The following is a 13785-nucleotide window of genomic DNA, read 5'->3' as shown; positions in this document are numbered from 1 at the left end:
TCCTCGCTCACAGCCAGCCTCCGTTGACGTGCAGGTTCTGTGCGGTGACGGCCGAGCTGTCGTCGGCGGCGAGCCACAGCAACATCCGGGTCACGTCCGGGGGGACGAGCCGGTCGGGCAGGCACTGGTTGTCCTCGATCATGCGTTCGGCCGCCGGGCCCAGGCGCCCGCGCAGCTGCCGCTCGGTCATCACCCAGCCGGGCAGCAGGCAGTTCACCCGGATCCGGTCGCGGCCGAGCTCGCGGGCCAGGGTGTGGGTGAGCCCCTCGATGCCGGCCTTGGCGGTGATGTAGCCGGGCATGCCGACCAGCTGGGCCCGCGTGGTGACCGAGCCGAGGTTGACGATCGAGCCCCCACCGGCCGCGCGCATGCCCGGGACGACGGCCTGGGCGGCGAAGAAGTGGTGCCGCAGGTTCACCGCCAGGTTGGCGTCCCAGTAGTCGGGCTCCACGGTGGCCAGGTCGTGCCGCTCGTCGTTGGCCGCGTTGTTGACCAGCACGGTGATCGGGCCCAGCCGGTCGGCGACCTCGGCGATCGCCGCCCGCAGCGCGCCGACGTCGCGGACGTCGGCGGGCAGGAAGACCGGGGGCACGGCGGCGCCGGCCAGCTGCGCGGCGAGCGCCTCACCGCCCGGGACGTCGACGTCGACGAACCCGACCGCGGCCCCCTGGGCGGCGAGCTGGGTGACGAAGTCCGCGCCCAGCCCGGTGGCCCCGCCGCTGAGGAACACGACCTTGCCGCGCAGGCTGGGGTAGCTGGCGTACCCGGGCCCGGTCACCCGGCCCACCCCGGCAGCAGGACCCCGCGGCCCACGCCGGCACCGGTGAGGCCGGCGAACGCCTCGTTGACGCCGGTCAGCGGGTACCGGGCGCCGATCAGCTCGTCGACCGGCAGCCGGCCCGACCGGTACAGCTCCAGCAGCTTCGGGACGTCGATGAGCGGGTTGGCCGAGCCGTAGAGGCTGCCGACGACCCGCTTCTCCCGCTGCACCAGGACGTTGACCGGCACCTCGAAGGTGCGGCCCTTCGCCGCCAGCCCGACCGCGACCAGCGTCCCGCCCGGCCGCAGCACGTCGACGGCCGCGGTGAGGGTGTCGGGCCGGCCGATCGCCTCCACGGCCCACTCCAGCCCGCCGGGCCGGATCTCCTCGACCAGGTCGGCGAGGGACTCCGTGCGGGGGTCCACGGTGTGCGTGGCGCCGAGCCGGCGGGCCGCGGCCAGCCGCTCGGGCACGACGTCGACCACCACGATGGGCGAGGCACCCGAGAGCGCGGCGCCCATCACGGCCGACAGGCCCACGCCCCCGGCGCCGAAGACCACGACGCCCTGGCCGGCGCAGGCGCCGATGACGTTGAGCACCGCGCCCACCCCGGTGATGACCGCGCAGCCGGTGATCGCGGCGACCTCGGCCGGCACGTCGGCCGGCACCGGGACGACGGCGCGCTCGGAGACCACCGCGTGCTGGGCGAAGCAGGAGACGCCCAGCAGGTGGAACAGCTCGCCGCCGTCGGCGCGGCGCAGCCGGCTGGTGCCGTCCTGCAGCCCGCCGGTGGCCGCGTGCACCGCGCCGGCCTGGCACAGCTGCGGCCGGCCGGTCACGCAGAACTCGCAGTGCCCGCACCGGGGCCGCCACATCAGGCAGACCGCGTCGCCGGGGCGCACCCGGGTGACCTGGTCACCGACCCGCTCCACCACCCCGGCGCCCTCGTGCCCGGGGACGACCGGGAGGGCGGAGGGGAGGTCGCCGGTCATGTAGTGCCAGTCGCTGTGGCAGACCCCGGCGGCCTCGATCCGCACCAGCACCTCGGTGGGGCCGGGATCGGCGAGGTCGACGTCCTCGACCTGCAGGGGGCTCCCGACTGCCGGGAGGACGGCGGCTCTGGTGCGCATGGACTCGCCTCTTCCAGGCGGCACCACCGCCCACCCCGGCGCGGTGGTGCCGCCGGGGTGGGTGGAGCTGGCTCGCCGTCATTGCCGGGCCGAACGGGGCAGTGCCCCGAGATGTCGAAACACTATTGATCGAACGGATCTGTCGTCAATGTTTCGAGATGTGTTTCGATGGGACCGTTCGATCAGCACCGGGACCGTCCGGATCCGGCCGCCGCGTTCCGCGCGCGGTCGGTCCCGGGGTCGCAGACTGGGCTCCCGCCCGCCGCAGAGGAGACACGTGACCGAGACGAGTGCCGGACGGGTCACCGTCGCCGACATCGCCCGGGTGACCGGGGTGTCGCCGGCGACGGTGTCGAAGGTCCTCAACGACCGGGCCGACGTCGCCCCCGGCACCCGGGCCCTGGTCAAGGCGACCGTCGCCGAGCACGGCTACGTCAAGGACACCACCCGGCGCACCCGGCCCCCGGTCCGCCGGCAGCAGAAGCGCGCGCTGGTCGACCTGGTCTTCAACGACGCCGGCTCCCCCTGGGCCGCCGAGATGATCCGCGGCGTGGGTGCGATCGCCACCGCCGCGCAGGTCTCGCTGGTGGTCTCGGAGGTGCAGCTCGGCAGCGCCGGGATCAGCGCCTGGCTCGACGGTGCCGAGGAGCGCAGCTCCATCGGGGCGATCCTGGCCTTCTCCGACCTCTCCCCCGCCGAGTCCCAGCGTGCCGCGGAGATGGGCACGCCGACCGTGCTGGTCGACCCGGTCGGCGACTTCGACGCCCACCTGCCGTCCTTCGGCGCCGGCAACTGGGGCGGCGGCCTCACCGCCACCGCCCACCTCCTCGAGCTCGGGCACACCCGGATCGGCACGATCACCGGCCCGATGCGCTACCTGTGCAGCCAGGCCCGGCTCGCCGGGCACTCCACGGCGCTGGCCCGCGCCGGCATCGAGACCGACCCGGCGCTGGTCCAGCACGGCGACTTCCACTACGCCTCGGCCGTCACCGCCGCGCTCGCCCTGCTGGACCTCGCCGACCCGCCCACGGCGATCTTCGCCGCGAACGACGAGCAGGCGATGGGCGTCTACGCCGCGGCCCGGCAGCGCGGCCGCAGCGTGCCCGAGGACCTCAGCGTCGTGGGCTTCGACGACGTCCCGATGTCGCAGTGGGTGCTGCCGGGCCTGACCACGGTCCGCCAGCCGATCCGCGAGGTGGCCGCCCTCGCCATCCGCGCACTGCTGAGCGTCCGCGACGGCGGCACGCTCCCCGAGGGCCGCACCGAGCTGCCCACCACGCTGGTGGTCCGGGAGAGCACCGCCGCACCGCGCAGCTGAGCGGGGCCCGGCCCGGGTACAGCGCCCCGGGCCGGGCCGTCCGTCAGCTCCCCGACGTCACCGGTGCCGCGTCGACCAGCCGGGACGCCGCGAAGTGGCAGGCCGCCGCGTGCGCCCGCTGCTGCGCGGCCGCCTGCGGGTCGGTGGTCTCGCAGACCTCGCGGCCGGCCTGCGCGGCCGGCCCCAGCGGGCACCGCAGCCGGTAGTCGCAGCCCGGCCCGGACGCCGGCCCCGCGGTCACCGAGGCCTCGACGTCGTCCTCGGACAGCAGCCGGCGCTGCCCCATCTCCGGGATCGCCCCGATCAGGGAGCGGGTGTAGGGGTGCTCGGGGTGGTCGATGACCTGCTCGACCCGGCCCTGCTCGACGACCTGGCCGTTGAACAGCACCGCGAGGTCGTCGCACATGTAGCGCACGACGGCCAGGTTGTGGCTGATGAACAGCATGGTCAGGTCCAGCTCGTCCTGCAGCCGGCGGAGCAGGTTGAGCACCACCGCCTGCACCGACACGTCGAGGGAGGCGGTGACCTCGTCGGCGATGAGCAGCTCGGGCTCGGCGGCCAGCGCCCGCGCGATGGCCACCCGCTGCCGCTGCCCGCCGGAGAGCTGGTTCGGGCGCGAGTCCACCAGCCCGGGGTCCAGCGACACCAGTTCCAGCAGCTCGCGCACCCGCGGGGACCGGGCGGCGCCGCGGGTGGTGCCGGTCAGCCCCTCGGCGACCGACTGCCCCACGGTGAACCGCGGGTCCAGCGAGCTCCGCGGGTCCTGGAAGACCATCTGCACCTTGCGCCGGGCCGCCCGCGCCTGGCGCGCGGACATCCGGCTGATGTCGACGTCGCCTATCCGGATGGCGCCGGTGGACGGCGCCAGGCCCACGATCGCCCGCGCGGTGGTGCTCTTGCCCGAGCCGGACTCACCGACCAGGCCGAGCACCGACCCGCGCGGGACCTCGAAGGACACGTCGCGGACCACGGTGGCCGCGCCGTACCGCACGGTCAGCCCCTCGACCGCCAGGGCGGCGGTCACCGGAGCACCTCGACCGGGATCCGGGTGGCGCCGGCGGGGACGTCGGTCTCGGGGACCGGGTGCCAGCAGGCGACCCGGTGCCCCTCCCCCCGGTCGGCCGAGGCCAGCGGTGGCCGCGACGTGAGGCAGGTGTCGGTGCTGCGCGGGCACCGGTCGGCGAAGTAGCAGCCGGGCAGCTGCGCCTCGGCCGAGGGCATCCGGCCGTCCAGCGCCGGCAGCGGCGCCTTCTTGTCGATGCCCATGTGCGGGCTGGCCGCCAGCAGCATCGCCGTGTACGGGTGCGCCGGGGAGCTCAGCAGCGTGGCCGTCGGCGCCTCCTCCACCACGAACCCGGCGTACATCACCAGGATGCGGTCGCAGATCTCGCTGACCACCGCGATGTCGTGGGAGATGAACAGCAGGCTGCCGCCGGTGCGGTGGCTGATCCCGGAGATCAGCCGCAGGATCTGCCGCTGCACGGTGACGTCCAGGGCGGTCGTCGGCTCGTCAGCGATGAGCAGCCGCGGCTCCCCCATCAGGCCGATGGCGATGCTCACCCGCTGCTTCATCCCGCCCGACAGCTCGTGCTGGTGCTGGCGGAAGCGGCGCTCGGGGTCGGTGATGGCCACCGCCCGCAACGCCTCCAGGGCCTTGGCCCGGGCGGTCTTCTTCGGCATGTCCAGGTGCAGGACTGCGGGTTCCATCAGGTGGGTGCCGATCTTGATCGCCGGGTTGAGCGACTCCCCCGGGTCCTGGAAGACCATGGACATGGTGCGGCCGAGCACGGCGTCGCTGGCCGCGTCGGGGTGCAGCAGGTCGACGTCGACGAACGTCAGCTCGTCGGCCTCCACGCTGCCGGGCGCCTCGACCAGCTGGGCGACGGCCGCGGTGGTCATGGACTTGCCCGACCCGGACTCCCCGACGATGCCCACCGTCTCCCCCGCCGACAGCGAGAAGGACACGTCGCGCACCGGCATGGAGACCCCGCGCTTCCCGGGGTAGCGGACCCGCAGGTGCCGTACGTCGAGCAGCCGGTCACCCGTGCGGTCGTCGTCGCCGGGGACGTCGGTGACCGAGACGGCCTCCAGCGGCGTGGTGCCCGTGCGGAGCGGGGCACCGCCGCGGCCGCCGATCGCGTCGGACAGCCGCTCGCCCAGCATGTTGAAGGTGAGGCCGGCCAGCACGATCGCGATCGCCGGGGCCAGCGCGGCACCCGGGGAGATGTAGACGCGGGTCAGCCCGTCGCTGAGCAGCCGGCCCCAGTCGTAGGCCGGCGGCTGGACCCCCAGGCCGAGGAAGCTCAGCCCGGACAGCGACAGGATCGCCGTCCCGATGTGGATGGTCGTGTAGAGGATCACCGGCTCGGCGATGTTGGGGAGCACGTGCCGGAGCAGGACGTAGGCCGGGCTCTTGCCCAGCACCTTCGCCGCCTCGACGTACTCCCGGTTGACCGCCGAGGCGGTGAGCGTCTGGGTGATCCGGGCGAAGCCCGGGGTGAAGGCCGCGCCCACCGCCAGCACGCTGCCGACCGACCCGATGCCGAACAGCACCGCGAAGAAGATCGCCAGCAGCAGGGCGGGGAAGGCGATCAGCAGGTTGATGACCGCGCTCAGCACGCGGCCGAGCCGGCGCGAGACGCCGGACAGCAGCCCGAGGGCGATGCCGACCACCGCACCGAGCAGGGTGGCCAGCACCGCGAGCACCAGCGAGGCGCGGGTGGCGACCAGGGTGCGGGCGATGATGTCCCGGCCGAGGTCGTCGGTGCCGGCCCAGTGCGCCCCGCTCATGCCCTGACCGGCGTCGGCGACGTTGCTGACCTCGGCCCGGTCGCCCCAGATGCTGGGGGCTGCGATGCAGAGGAAGACCAGCAGCAGCAGGAGCAGCAGCGGGAGGCCACCGGCGAGCAGCCGCCTCGCCCGGCTCGGCCTGCGCGGGGAGTCCGGCGCGCCCGTCGGGGCCGTCCGGGCCGTCGGGGTCGTGGTCGTGGTGCTCATGACTGCTCACCCACTCGCGATCGGGGGTCCAGGACGCCCAGCAGGACGTCGACGATCATGTTGAGCAGCAGGACGGCGGCACCCAGCACGAGCAGCACGCCCTGCACCGTCGGGTAGTCCTTCTGGATCACGGCCTGGGAGATGACCGTGCCGACACCCGGCCAGCCGAAGACGTTCTCGACGAGCACCGTGCCGGCGACCAGGCCGGACAGGATGAGCGTCCCGAAGGTCAGCGAGGCGGTGAGCATGTTCGGCAGCACGTGCCGCCAGTAGCGCAGCCGCACCGGCAGCCGGCGGGACTTCGCCGCCCGCACGTACTCCGCGTCGAGGACCTTCAGCGCCTCGACCCGCACGATCCGGGCCAGCGACGCGGCGGGACCCACGACGAGTGCGGTCACCGGCAGCACGTAGGAGCCCAGCCCCTCGTCACCGGCGGCCGGGAAGAGCTGGACGCCCACCACGAACAGCACGCTGAGCAGGGTGGCCAGCACGTAGTCGGGCACGGAGTTGAGCAGCCCGGTCACGCCGACGAACACGCTGCGGGTGGTGCGCCCGCGACCGCCCCGGGTGCGCACCGCGGTGGCCAGCCCGATCGGCAGCGCCAGCAGGATGACCAGCACGAACGCCGGCAGCGCCAGCTTGAGCGTGTTGGGGAACCGCTGGGTGATCAGGTCCGACACCGGCGAGGCGGTGACGATCGACCTGCCGAAGTCACCGGTCACCAGGTGCCCGAGGTAGGTCAGGTACTGCTGCAGGAGCGGCTGGTCCAGCCCGAGCTCCTGCCGCCGCTGCTCGATCAGCTGCGGGGTGGCCTCGGCACCCAGGGCGCCGGCGACCGGGTCACCCGGGATCAGGTGGACCATCACGAACGTCGCCGTGACCAGCACCAGCAGGGAGAGCACGAGCCGGACGAGCCGGCGGACGATGAAGGAGGTCCATCGTCCGCCGTCCCGCCGGCGGGCGTGCTCGCCCGCCGGCGGGACGGGGGCCGAGGAGGCCGCGACGGCCCCCTCGACGACCTGGGTGGTGCTCACTGCGCCGCCTCTCTCGACCCCGTCGGCACTACTTGAGCAGCCGGATGCTGGTCGGGACGGCGAACAGGCCGATGGTCTGCAGCGTCGCCTTCGACGTGTAGAAGGGCCGGTTGCCGTTGGAGATCGGGACGACGTCGGCGGCCTCGAACAGCGCCTTGTGCGCCTGGGTGAACAGGTCGCACGCCTCCTCGGCCGGAGCCGCCTTGGCCTGCGCCGAGAGGTCCTCGAACTCCTTGTTCGCGATCGCACCGGAGTTGCGGCCGCCGTCGGCCGGGGTGGCCCCACCGAAGAAGGTGGTGGCCATGTAGGGGAACTCGACGTTGATGGCGCTGTAGAAGATGTCGAAGTCCGCGGTCTCGTAGAGCGTCTGCAAGAACGCGGCGTTGGTGAGCCCGACCAGGTCGGTGCCGATGCCGGCGGCGGCGAACTGCTGACCGATGAGCTCCACGGCCGAGGCGGTCTGCGGTGCGCCGGTCTGGTAGATGATCTTCACCTTGAGCGGCTGGCCGTCCTTGGACCGCATGCCGTCGGGTCCGGCGGTCCAGCCGGCCGCCTCCAGCCCGGACTTGGCCGCCTCGACGTCGAAGTCCGGCAGCGACCCGGTCGTCTCGTCACCGGGGCACTGCACCGGGACCTCGGCGATGAGGTTCTTCGCCGGCTCGCCCTGGTTGGCGGTGCTGACCGGGACCAGGTCGGCCAGGTTCAGCGCAGCGGTCGCCGCGACGCGCACGTCCTGGTCGGCGAACACCCGGCCGGCGGCGTGGTTGTAGTTGACCTCGCCGACGATCACCGGGACGTCGAAGCGCTGGATGCCCTTGGACTTGTCCAGCCGGGCCCGGTCGGGGCCGGTGATCTGGGCGGCGTTGATCTGGTTGCCGACCAGCTGGTTGGCCATCGTCGACTCGTTGGCGGCGAAGTTGACCCGCACGGTCGCCGGGGTGCCGGGCGCAGACGTCGCGGCGCCGTCGGGGCCCCAGGTGTAGTCGGGCCGCACGGCCATCGTGTAGTGGTCACCGGCCACGTACTCGGTGATCGTGTACGGGCCCGAGCCGGCCGAGGCGTGCTCGATCGAGTCGGGGTCGTCGGTGCCGGAGGGGCAGACGATGGGCACCGCGCCCGCACCCTGCAGCAGCGACCCGAAGGGCGTCTCCGAGGTGATCGTGAAGGTCTTCGCGGTGTCGTCGGCCTCGACGCTGTAGTCCACCGGGACCGACAGCGCGACCCACGGCGACAGCGTGTCCTTCTCCTTGATCCGGTTGAAGTCCGCGGCGATCAGGCTGGGCGTGACCGGGGTGCCGTCGGCGCAGGTGACGCCGTCCTTGATCGTGTAGGTCACCGAGGTGGGCGTGACGTCCCACTTGCTGGCGACCTGGGGCACCGCGTTGCCGTCGGCGCCCCGCCCGACGAGCGTGTCGTAGGCGAAGGCGTAGATCTGGCGGTTGAGCCCGCCGGTGCTCTTGTAGGGGTTCACGCTGCCCGGGTCGCTGCCCAGCGCGAGGGTGAACGTGCCCCCGGTCTGGTAGTCGTCGGGGGACACGGCGGCGTCTCCGCCCCCGTTGCCACCGCCACAGGCGGTGACGACCAACGTGGACGCTGCGAGTACCGCGACGACGGGATACTGGCGCTTCACGGGCTTGCCCTTCTCTGGAGGACTCGGACGGTCGGAGCGAGTGGGCTGCGTCCCGCACGGCGCCTGCGGACTGGTCCGCGACCGGCTGCCGGACGTCGAAACTCTGTTGTTTCGATGTTTCGAGACGTGGATCACTTTCGACGGAAGCTAGACCTGTCGACGATCACCCGTCAAGAGCCGCGCGCCCGGCGTTCGACAGCGCGTTTTCGCAGCTCGCGGGGCAGGAGGACGCCCGGTACGGCGGCGTTCCCGCCTCCACCTGCGCCGATGCCGTCGAGCTGGAGCCGCGCGGTCGACCGGTCCGGGCACCGGACCACCGGGACCGAAACAGGTTCGAAATTTCGGTCTTCCACCGAACCGGTCCGGGGGCTAGTGTCGCCGAAAAGAGACCGGGGTCACTGGGGCGTCACCCCCGTGGACCGGCCGACCCACCGGGTGACGACCGGGTCCGAGCGCGCTCACCGCGGCCGGGGCGGCGTCGCAGGAACGAGAGGGACCCACTGTGGAGACTCCGGACATCGTCCGCCCGGACCCGGCGCTGGTGCACGGCCTGTCGCTGATCGGGAGCGCCACGGCCAGCAGCGAGCTCAACCGCCTGGGCATCCGCTCGGCGCACATCAGCGGCCCGGTGTCCCGGACGCCGGGCATCAGCGTCGCCGGGCCCGCGCTGACCCTGCAGTTCATGCCCAAGCGCGAGGACCTCTACCAGGTCGACGAGTACGCCGAGCCGGAGAAGCAGCTGCACCGGCACGTGCTGTACCACACCCAGCCCGGCGACATCGTCGTCGTCGACGCCCGCGGCTCGATGACCAGCGGGGTCTTCGGCGAGATGATGCTGACCTACTTCGCCGGCCGCGGCGGGGTCGGCGTGGTCATCGACGGCTGCATCCGCGACTTCCCCTCCGCCAGCACCCTGGGCCTGGGCATGTGGCTGCGGGGCACCACCCCGAACTTCCACTCCCAGACCGACATCTTCCCCACGGCGGTCAACGTGCCGGTCGCCTGCGGGAACACCGTGGTCGTGCCCGGCGACATCATCATCGCCGACGACGACGGCGCGGTCGTCGTGCCGATCGCGCTGGCCCCCCGGCTGCTCGAGGAGGCCGGCCAGCACGCCGAGTGGGAGGAGTTCTCCCGGATCCGGCTGGCCGAGGGCGGCGACCTGCGCCGCTACTACCCGCTCAGCGACGCCGCCCGCCCCGAGTACGAGCAGTGGCGTGCCGAGCAGGACGGCGCCGGCCGCAACGCCGCCGCCCGGCTCGACGGCAACGGGCACGTCGCGCACCAGCCGATCACCGACGACACCTCGGTGCCGGTGCCGCAGGGGGCCCGGGGGCTGCAGCCGTGAAGATCAGCCGCATCGTGCCCTGGCTGGTGCGGTCGTCGGCCTCCTACTGGGGCGAGTTCCTCTTCGTCGAGGTCCGCACCGACGAGGGCCTGTCCGGGTGGGGCGAGATCACCACCACCACGCGGGCGGCCAACCGGGCGACCGGGGCGCTGCTGCACCAGCTCAACGACCTGCTCGTCGGCGAGGACGCCGCCCGCATCGAGGCGCTGTGGCACAAGACGTTCCGCTCCTTCACCTACAGCGGCAGCCGCGGCCTGGCCTGCACCGTGGTCAGCGCCATCGACATCGCGCTGTGGGACCTGCGCGGCAAGGCGCTCGACCAGCCGGTGTACGAGCTGCTCGGCGGGCCGGTCCGGGAGGACCTGCTGCTCTACACCCACCCCGACCAGAGCCGCTTCGTCGACGAGGACGGCGTGGTCGCCGAGATCCGCCGCATCGTCGACTCCGGGCACACCGCGATCAAGTTCGACCCGTTCCCGCACGCGGCCGACCAGCCCGCCGACAACGACGCCTACCTCGACGGCCGGCTGGACCGGGACGGCGAGCGGGGTGCCCTGGCGCTGACCGCGCTGATCCACGAGGCGGCCGGGCCCGACGTCGAGCTGCTGGTCGACGCGCACGGCCGCTTCGACGTCCCGACCGCGATCCGGCTGGGGAACGCCCTCGCCGACACCACCGACGTCCACTGGTTCGAGGAGCCCGTGCCGCCGGAGAGCCGGGACGCCCTGCGCCAGGTGCGCGAGCGCGTGCCCCTCCCGATCTCGGTCGGGGAACGGCTGCACACCCGGTGGGACTTCGCTCCGGTGCTCAGCGAGCGGCTCACCGACTTCGTCATGCCCGACGTGACCTGGACCGGCGGCATCAGCGAGCTGAAGAAGATCGCCACCATGGCCGAGGCCTGGTACGTGCCGGTCTCCCCGCACGACGCCAGCGGCCCGGTCAACCTCGTCGCCGGCGCCCACGTCATGGTCACCACGCCGAACTTCTACCGGCTGGAGTCCAGCGACACCGACCTCAGCCGCTACGAGGAGTTCCTCGACGCGCCGCTGGAGAACACCGGCGGCCGGCTGCGGCTGCCCACCCGGCCGGGCCTGGGCCTCGGCTTCGACACCGAGCGCATGCGCGCCCACCTCGCCCACGACTTCGGGAGCTGACGCCCGTGACCTCCCCCTCCCCCCGGCAGCTGGTCCGGTTCCGCCGGGCCGGCAGCCCGGACCCCGTCGTCGGTGTGCACGCCGACGGCGCCGTCACCGCGCTGCCCGGCGTCTCCTCGCTGGCCCAGCTGTGGTCGCTGCGGCTCGACGAGCTGCGCGACCGGCTGGCCACCCCACCCGACGGCGAGCCGGTCCCGCTGGCCGACGTCGAGCTGCTCGCCCCCGTCGACGGCCGCACCGAGGTGTGGGCCGCCGGGGTCACCTACGAGACCTCCCGCGAGGCCCGCGTCGAGGAGAGCGAGCAGGCCGCCGACGTCTACGAGCTGGTCTACGACGCCGACCGGCCCGAGCTGTTCTTCAAGTCCGTGGGCTGGCGGGTGCGCGGGCCGGGGCAGACGGTCGGGGTGCGCGCCGACTCCACCGTCGACGTCCCCGAGCCCGAGCTCGCGCTGGTGGTCAACCGCTTCGGCGAGGTCGTCGGCTACACCGTGTGCAACGACGTGTCCTCCCGCAGCATCGAGGGCGAGAACCCGCTCTACCTGCCGCAGGCCAAGGTCTACAGCGGCGGCTGCGCGGTCGGCCCGTGGATCACCCCGGTGTGGGCGGTGCCCGACCCCTACGACCTGGCCATCGCGCTGACCATCACCCGGGACGGCCGGCCGGAGTGGTCGGGCACGGCCAGCACCGCCACCCTGCACCGCAGGCTCGACGACCTGGTCGGGTTCCTGATGCGCGGCGACGTCCACCCCGACGGCGTCGTCCTGTCCACCGGCACCTGCCTGGTGCCGCCCCCGCCGTTCACGCTGACCCCCGGCGACACGGTGCACATCGACATCGACCGGGTCGGCACGCTGACCAACCCGGTCGTCCGCGGACTGGTCGAGGAGGCCCCAGCATGATCGCGAGCATCGACCCACGCACCGGTACGACCGTCGAGGAGCTCGACGTCTCGACCACCACCGACGACCTCGAGCAGCTCTGCGCGCGCGCCCTGGAGGCGGCCGCCGAGCTGTCCGCGCTGGGCCGCGCCGGGCGGGCCACCGTGCTGCGGGCGATGTCGGCCGCCCTGGAGGCGCACCGCGAGGAGCTCGTCGCGGTGGCCGACCGGGAGACCGGGCTCGGCCCGCAGCGGCTCAACGGTGAGCTGACCCGCACCGCCTACCAGCTCGACCTCTTCGCCGAGGTCCTGGAGGACGGCGGCTACCTCGAGGCCACCATCGACCACGCCGGCCCGACGCCGATGGGCCCGCGGCCGGACCTGCGGCGGATGCTGCTGCCGCTCGGGCCGGTGGCGGTGTTCGGGGCCAGCAACTTCCCCTTCGCCTTCTCCGTGCCCGGCGGCGACACCGCATCCGCGCTGGCGGCCGGCTGCCCCGTCATCGCCAAGGTGCACGGTGCCCACCCGGCCACCTCGGTGCTCTGTCGCGACGTGCTCCTGGAGGGCGCCCGCGCCGCCGGGGTGCAGGGCGACGTGGTGGCCCTGGTCTACGGCCGGGAGGCCGCCTCGGCGCTGGTGCAGCACCCGGCGGTCACCGCCGTGGGGTTCACCGGGTCGCTGGAGATCGGCCGGATGCTGGCCGACCTCGCTGCCGCCCGCCCCTCCCCCATCCCGTTCTACGGCGAGCTCGGCGCGCTCAACACCCTGCTCGTCGCCCCCGGGGCCGCCCGCAACCGCGGCGCGGAGATCGGCGCCGGGCTGGCCGCCTCCTTCACCCTCGGTGTCGGCCAGTTCTGCACCAAGCCCGGCGTGGCGCTCATCCCGGCCGGGCCGGACGGCGAGGAGATCCGCCGCGCGCTGATCAGCTACGTGGCCGACGCCGCAGCCGGCGTGATGCTCAGCGAACGCACCGCCGACTCCTTCGCCGAGGGCACCGAGCGGCTCACCTCGCTGCCCGGCGTCGAGGTGCTGGCCCGCGGCGGGCAGCGGCCCGGGCAGGGCTGGTGGGGCGAGCCGCTGCTGCTGCGCGCCGACGTCGACGCCGTGCGGGCCCCGCTCACCGACGAGTGCTTCGGCCCGGTGCTGGTGCTGGTCGAGTACGGCTCGGAGGCCGAGGCGCTGGCCGCGCTCCGCCGGTTCGGCCCCGCGCTCACCGCCACCGTGCACGCCGACGAGGAGGACCACCCGCTGGCCGCCCAGGTCCTGCAGCACGCCATGGGCAGCGTGGGCCGGGTGGTCTGGAACGCCTTCCCCACCGGTGTCGCGGTGTCCTGGGCGATGCACCACGGCGGCCCCTACCCGGCCACCACCAACCCGCTGCACACCAGCGTGGGCACCACCTCGATCCGGCGGTGGCTGCGCCCGGTGAGCCTGCAGGACGTGCCGGCGGACCTGTTGCCCGACGAGCTGCGCGACGAGCCCCGCACCCCGGGTCTCCCCCGCCGCATCGACGGCACGCCGACGCTGGGCTGAGGGC

General features: G+C 73.6%; 11 protein-coding genes. 5 read left to right on the top strand and 6 right to left on the bottom strand.

Going from position 1 to position 13785, the window contains the following annotated elements:
* Positions 1-7: 7 nt before the first annotated feature.
* A complete protein-coding gene (locus KUM42_RS17575) occupies positions 8-778 on the bottom strand; it encodes an SDR family NAD(P)-dependent oxidoreductase (protein WP_237493815.1) in 771 nt (256 codons plus the stop codon).
* A complete protein-coding gene (locus KUM42_RS17570; RefSeq protein WP_237493814.1) occupies positions 775-1890 on the bottom strand; it encodes an alcohol dehydrogenase catalytic domain-containing protein in 1116 nt (371 codons plus the stop codon). Before KUM42_RS17570 ends, KUM42_RS17575 begins: the two co-directional genes overlap by 4 nt.
* A 277-nt stretch (positions 1891-2167) precedes the next feature.
* On the opposite strand from KUM42_RS17570, the gene KUM42_RS17565 reads away from it, so the two are divergent.
* Entirely contained in the window at positions 2168-3208 is a 1041-nt protein-coding gene (locus tag KUM42_RS17565) for a LacI family DNA-binding transcriptional regulator (protein ID WP_237493813.1), read from the top strand.
* A 43-nt stretch (positions 3209-3251) separates the two neighbouring features.
* Here the strand turns inward: KUM42_RS17565 and KUM42_RS17560 are convergent, their stop codons facing one another.
* The 4 genes from KUM42_RS17560 to KUM42_RS17545 are packed head-to-tail and all read right to left on the bottom strand — an operon-like array spanning position 3252 to position 8776.
* A complete protein-coding gene (locus tag KUM42_RS17560) occupies positions 3252-4232 on the bottom strand; it encodes an ABC transporter ATP-binding protein (RefSeq protein WP_237493812.1) in 981 nt (326 codons plus the stop codon).
* Complete coding sequence (locus KUM42_RS17555; protein ID WP_237493811.1) at positions 4229-6205, bottom strand: dipeptide/oligopeptide/nickel ABC transporter permease/ATP-binding protein; 1977 nt, start codon at positions 6203-6205, stop codon at positions 4229-4231. The genes KUM42_RS17560 and KUM42_RS17555 overlap by 4 nt, the downstream gene beginning before the upstream one ends.
* Positions 6202-7239, bottom strand: a complete 1038-nt coding sequence (locus KUM42_RS17550) for an ABC transporter permease (RefSeq protein ID WP_237493810.1) — start codon at positions 7237-7239, stop codon at positions 6202-6204. Before KUM42_RS17550 ends, KUM42_RS17555 begins: the two co-directional genes overlap by 4 nt.
* 28 nt (positions 7240-7267) lie before the next feature.
* Entirely contained in the window at positions 7268-8776 is a 1509-nt protein-coding gene (locus KUM42_RS17545; protein WP_237493809.1) for an ABC transporter substrate-binding protein, read from the bottom strand.
* A gap of 595 nt (positions 8777-9371) precedes the next feature.
* Here KUM42_RS17545 and KUM42_RS17540 point away from each other — a divergent pair.
* From KUM42_RS17540 to KUM42_RS17525, 4 genes are read left to right on the top strand one after another with little or no spacing between them, the layout of a single operon-like run.
* Positions 9372-10217 carry a ribonuclease activity regulator RraA gene (locus tag KUM42_RS17540; RefSeq protein ID WP_237493808.1) on the top strand — a complete coding sequence of 282 codons (846 nt, stop codon included), beginning with the start codon at positions 9372-9374 and terminating at the stop codon, positions 10215-10217.
* Positions 10214-11371: a mandelate racemase/muconate lactonizing enzyme family protein gene (locus KUM42_RS17535; RefSeq protein WP_237493807.1), complete on the top strand. Its 1158-nt coding sequence runs from the start codon at positions 10214-10216 to the stop codon at positions 11369-11371. Before KUM42_RS17540 ends, KUM42_RS17535 begins: the two co-directional genes overlap by 4 nt.
* A gap of 5 nt (positions 11372-11376) precedes the next feature.
* The gene (locus KUM42_RS17530; RefSeq protein ID WP_237493806.1) at positions 11377-12270 is read left to right on the top strand and encodes a fumarylacetoacetate hydrolase family protein; all 894 of its coding nucleotides are present in this window, start codon (positions 11377-11379) and stop codon (positions 12268-12270) included.
* On the top strand, positions 12267-13781 hold the full coding sequence (locus KUM42_RS17525; RefSeq protein WP_237493805.1) for an aldehyde dehydrogenase (NADP(+)): 1515 nt from the start codon (positions 12267-12269) through the stop codon (positions 13779-13781). Before KUM42_RS17530 ends, KUM42_RS17525 begins: the two co-directional genes overlap by 4 nt.
* The last annotated feature ends 4 nt before the right edge of the window (positions 13782-13785 follow it).

The organism is Modestobacter sp. L9-4, from assembly GCF_019112525.1.
GTDB lineage: Bacteria > Actinomycetota > Actinomycetes > Mycobacteriales > Geodermatophilaceae > Modestobacter.
The sequence above is the reverse complement of the archived record's forward strand: the minus strand, read 5'-3'. Positions and strand labels throughout refer to the sequence as shown.

Bases quoted from the DNA above. Each gene is read 5' to 3' on its own strand.
- KUM42_RS17555 (WP_237493811.1), bottom strand. From the start codon at position 6,205: ATGAGCACCACGACCACGACCCCGACGGCCCGGACGGCCCCGACGGGC.
- KUM42_RS17525 (WP_237493805.1), top strand. From the start codon at position 12,267: ATGATCGCGAGCATCGACCCACGCACCGGTACGACCGTCGAGGAGCTC.
- KUM42_RS17570 (WP_237493814.1), bottom strand. From the start codon at position 1,890: ATGCGCACCAGAGCCGCCGTCCTCCCGGCAGTCGGGAGCCCCCTGCAG.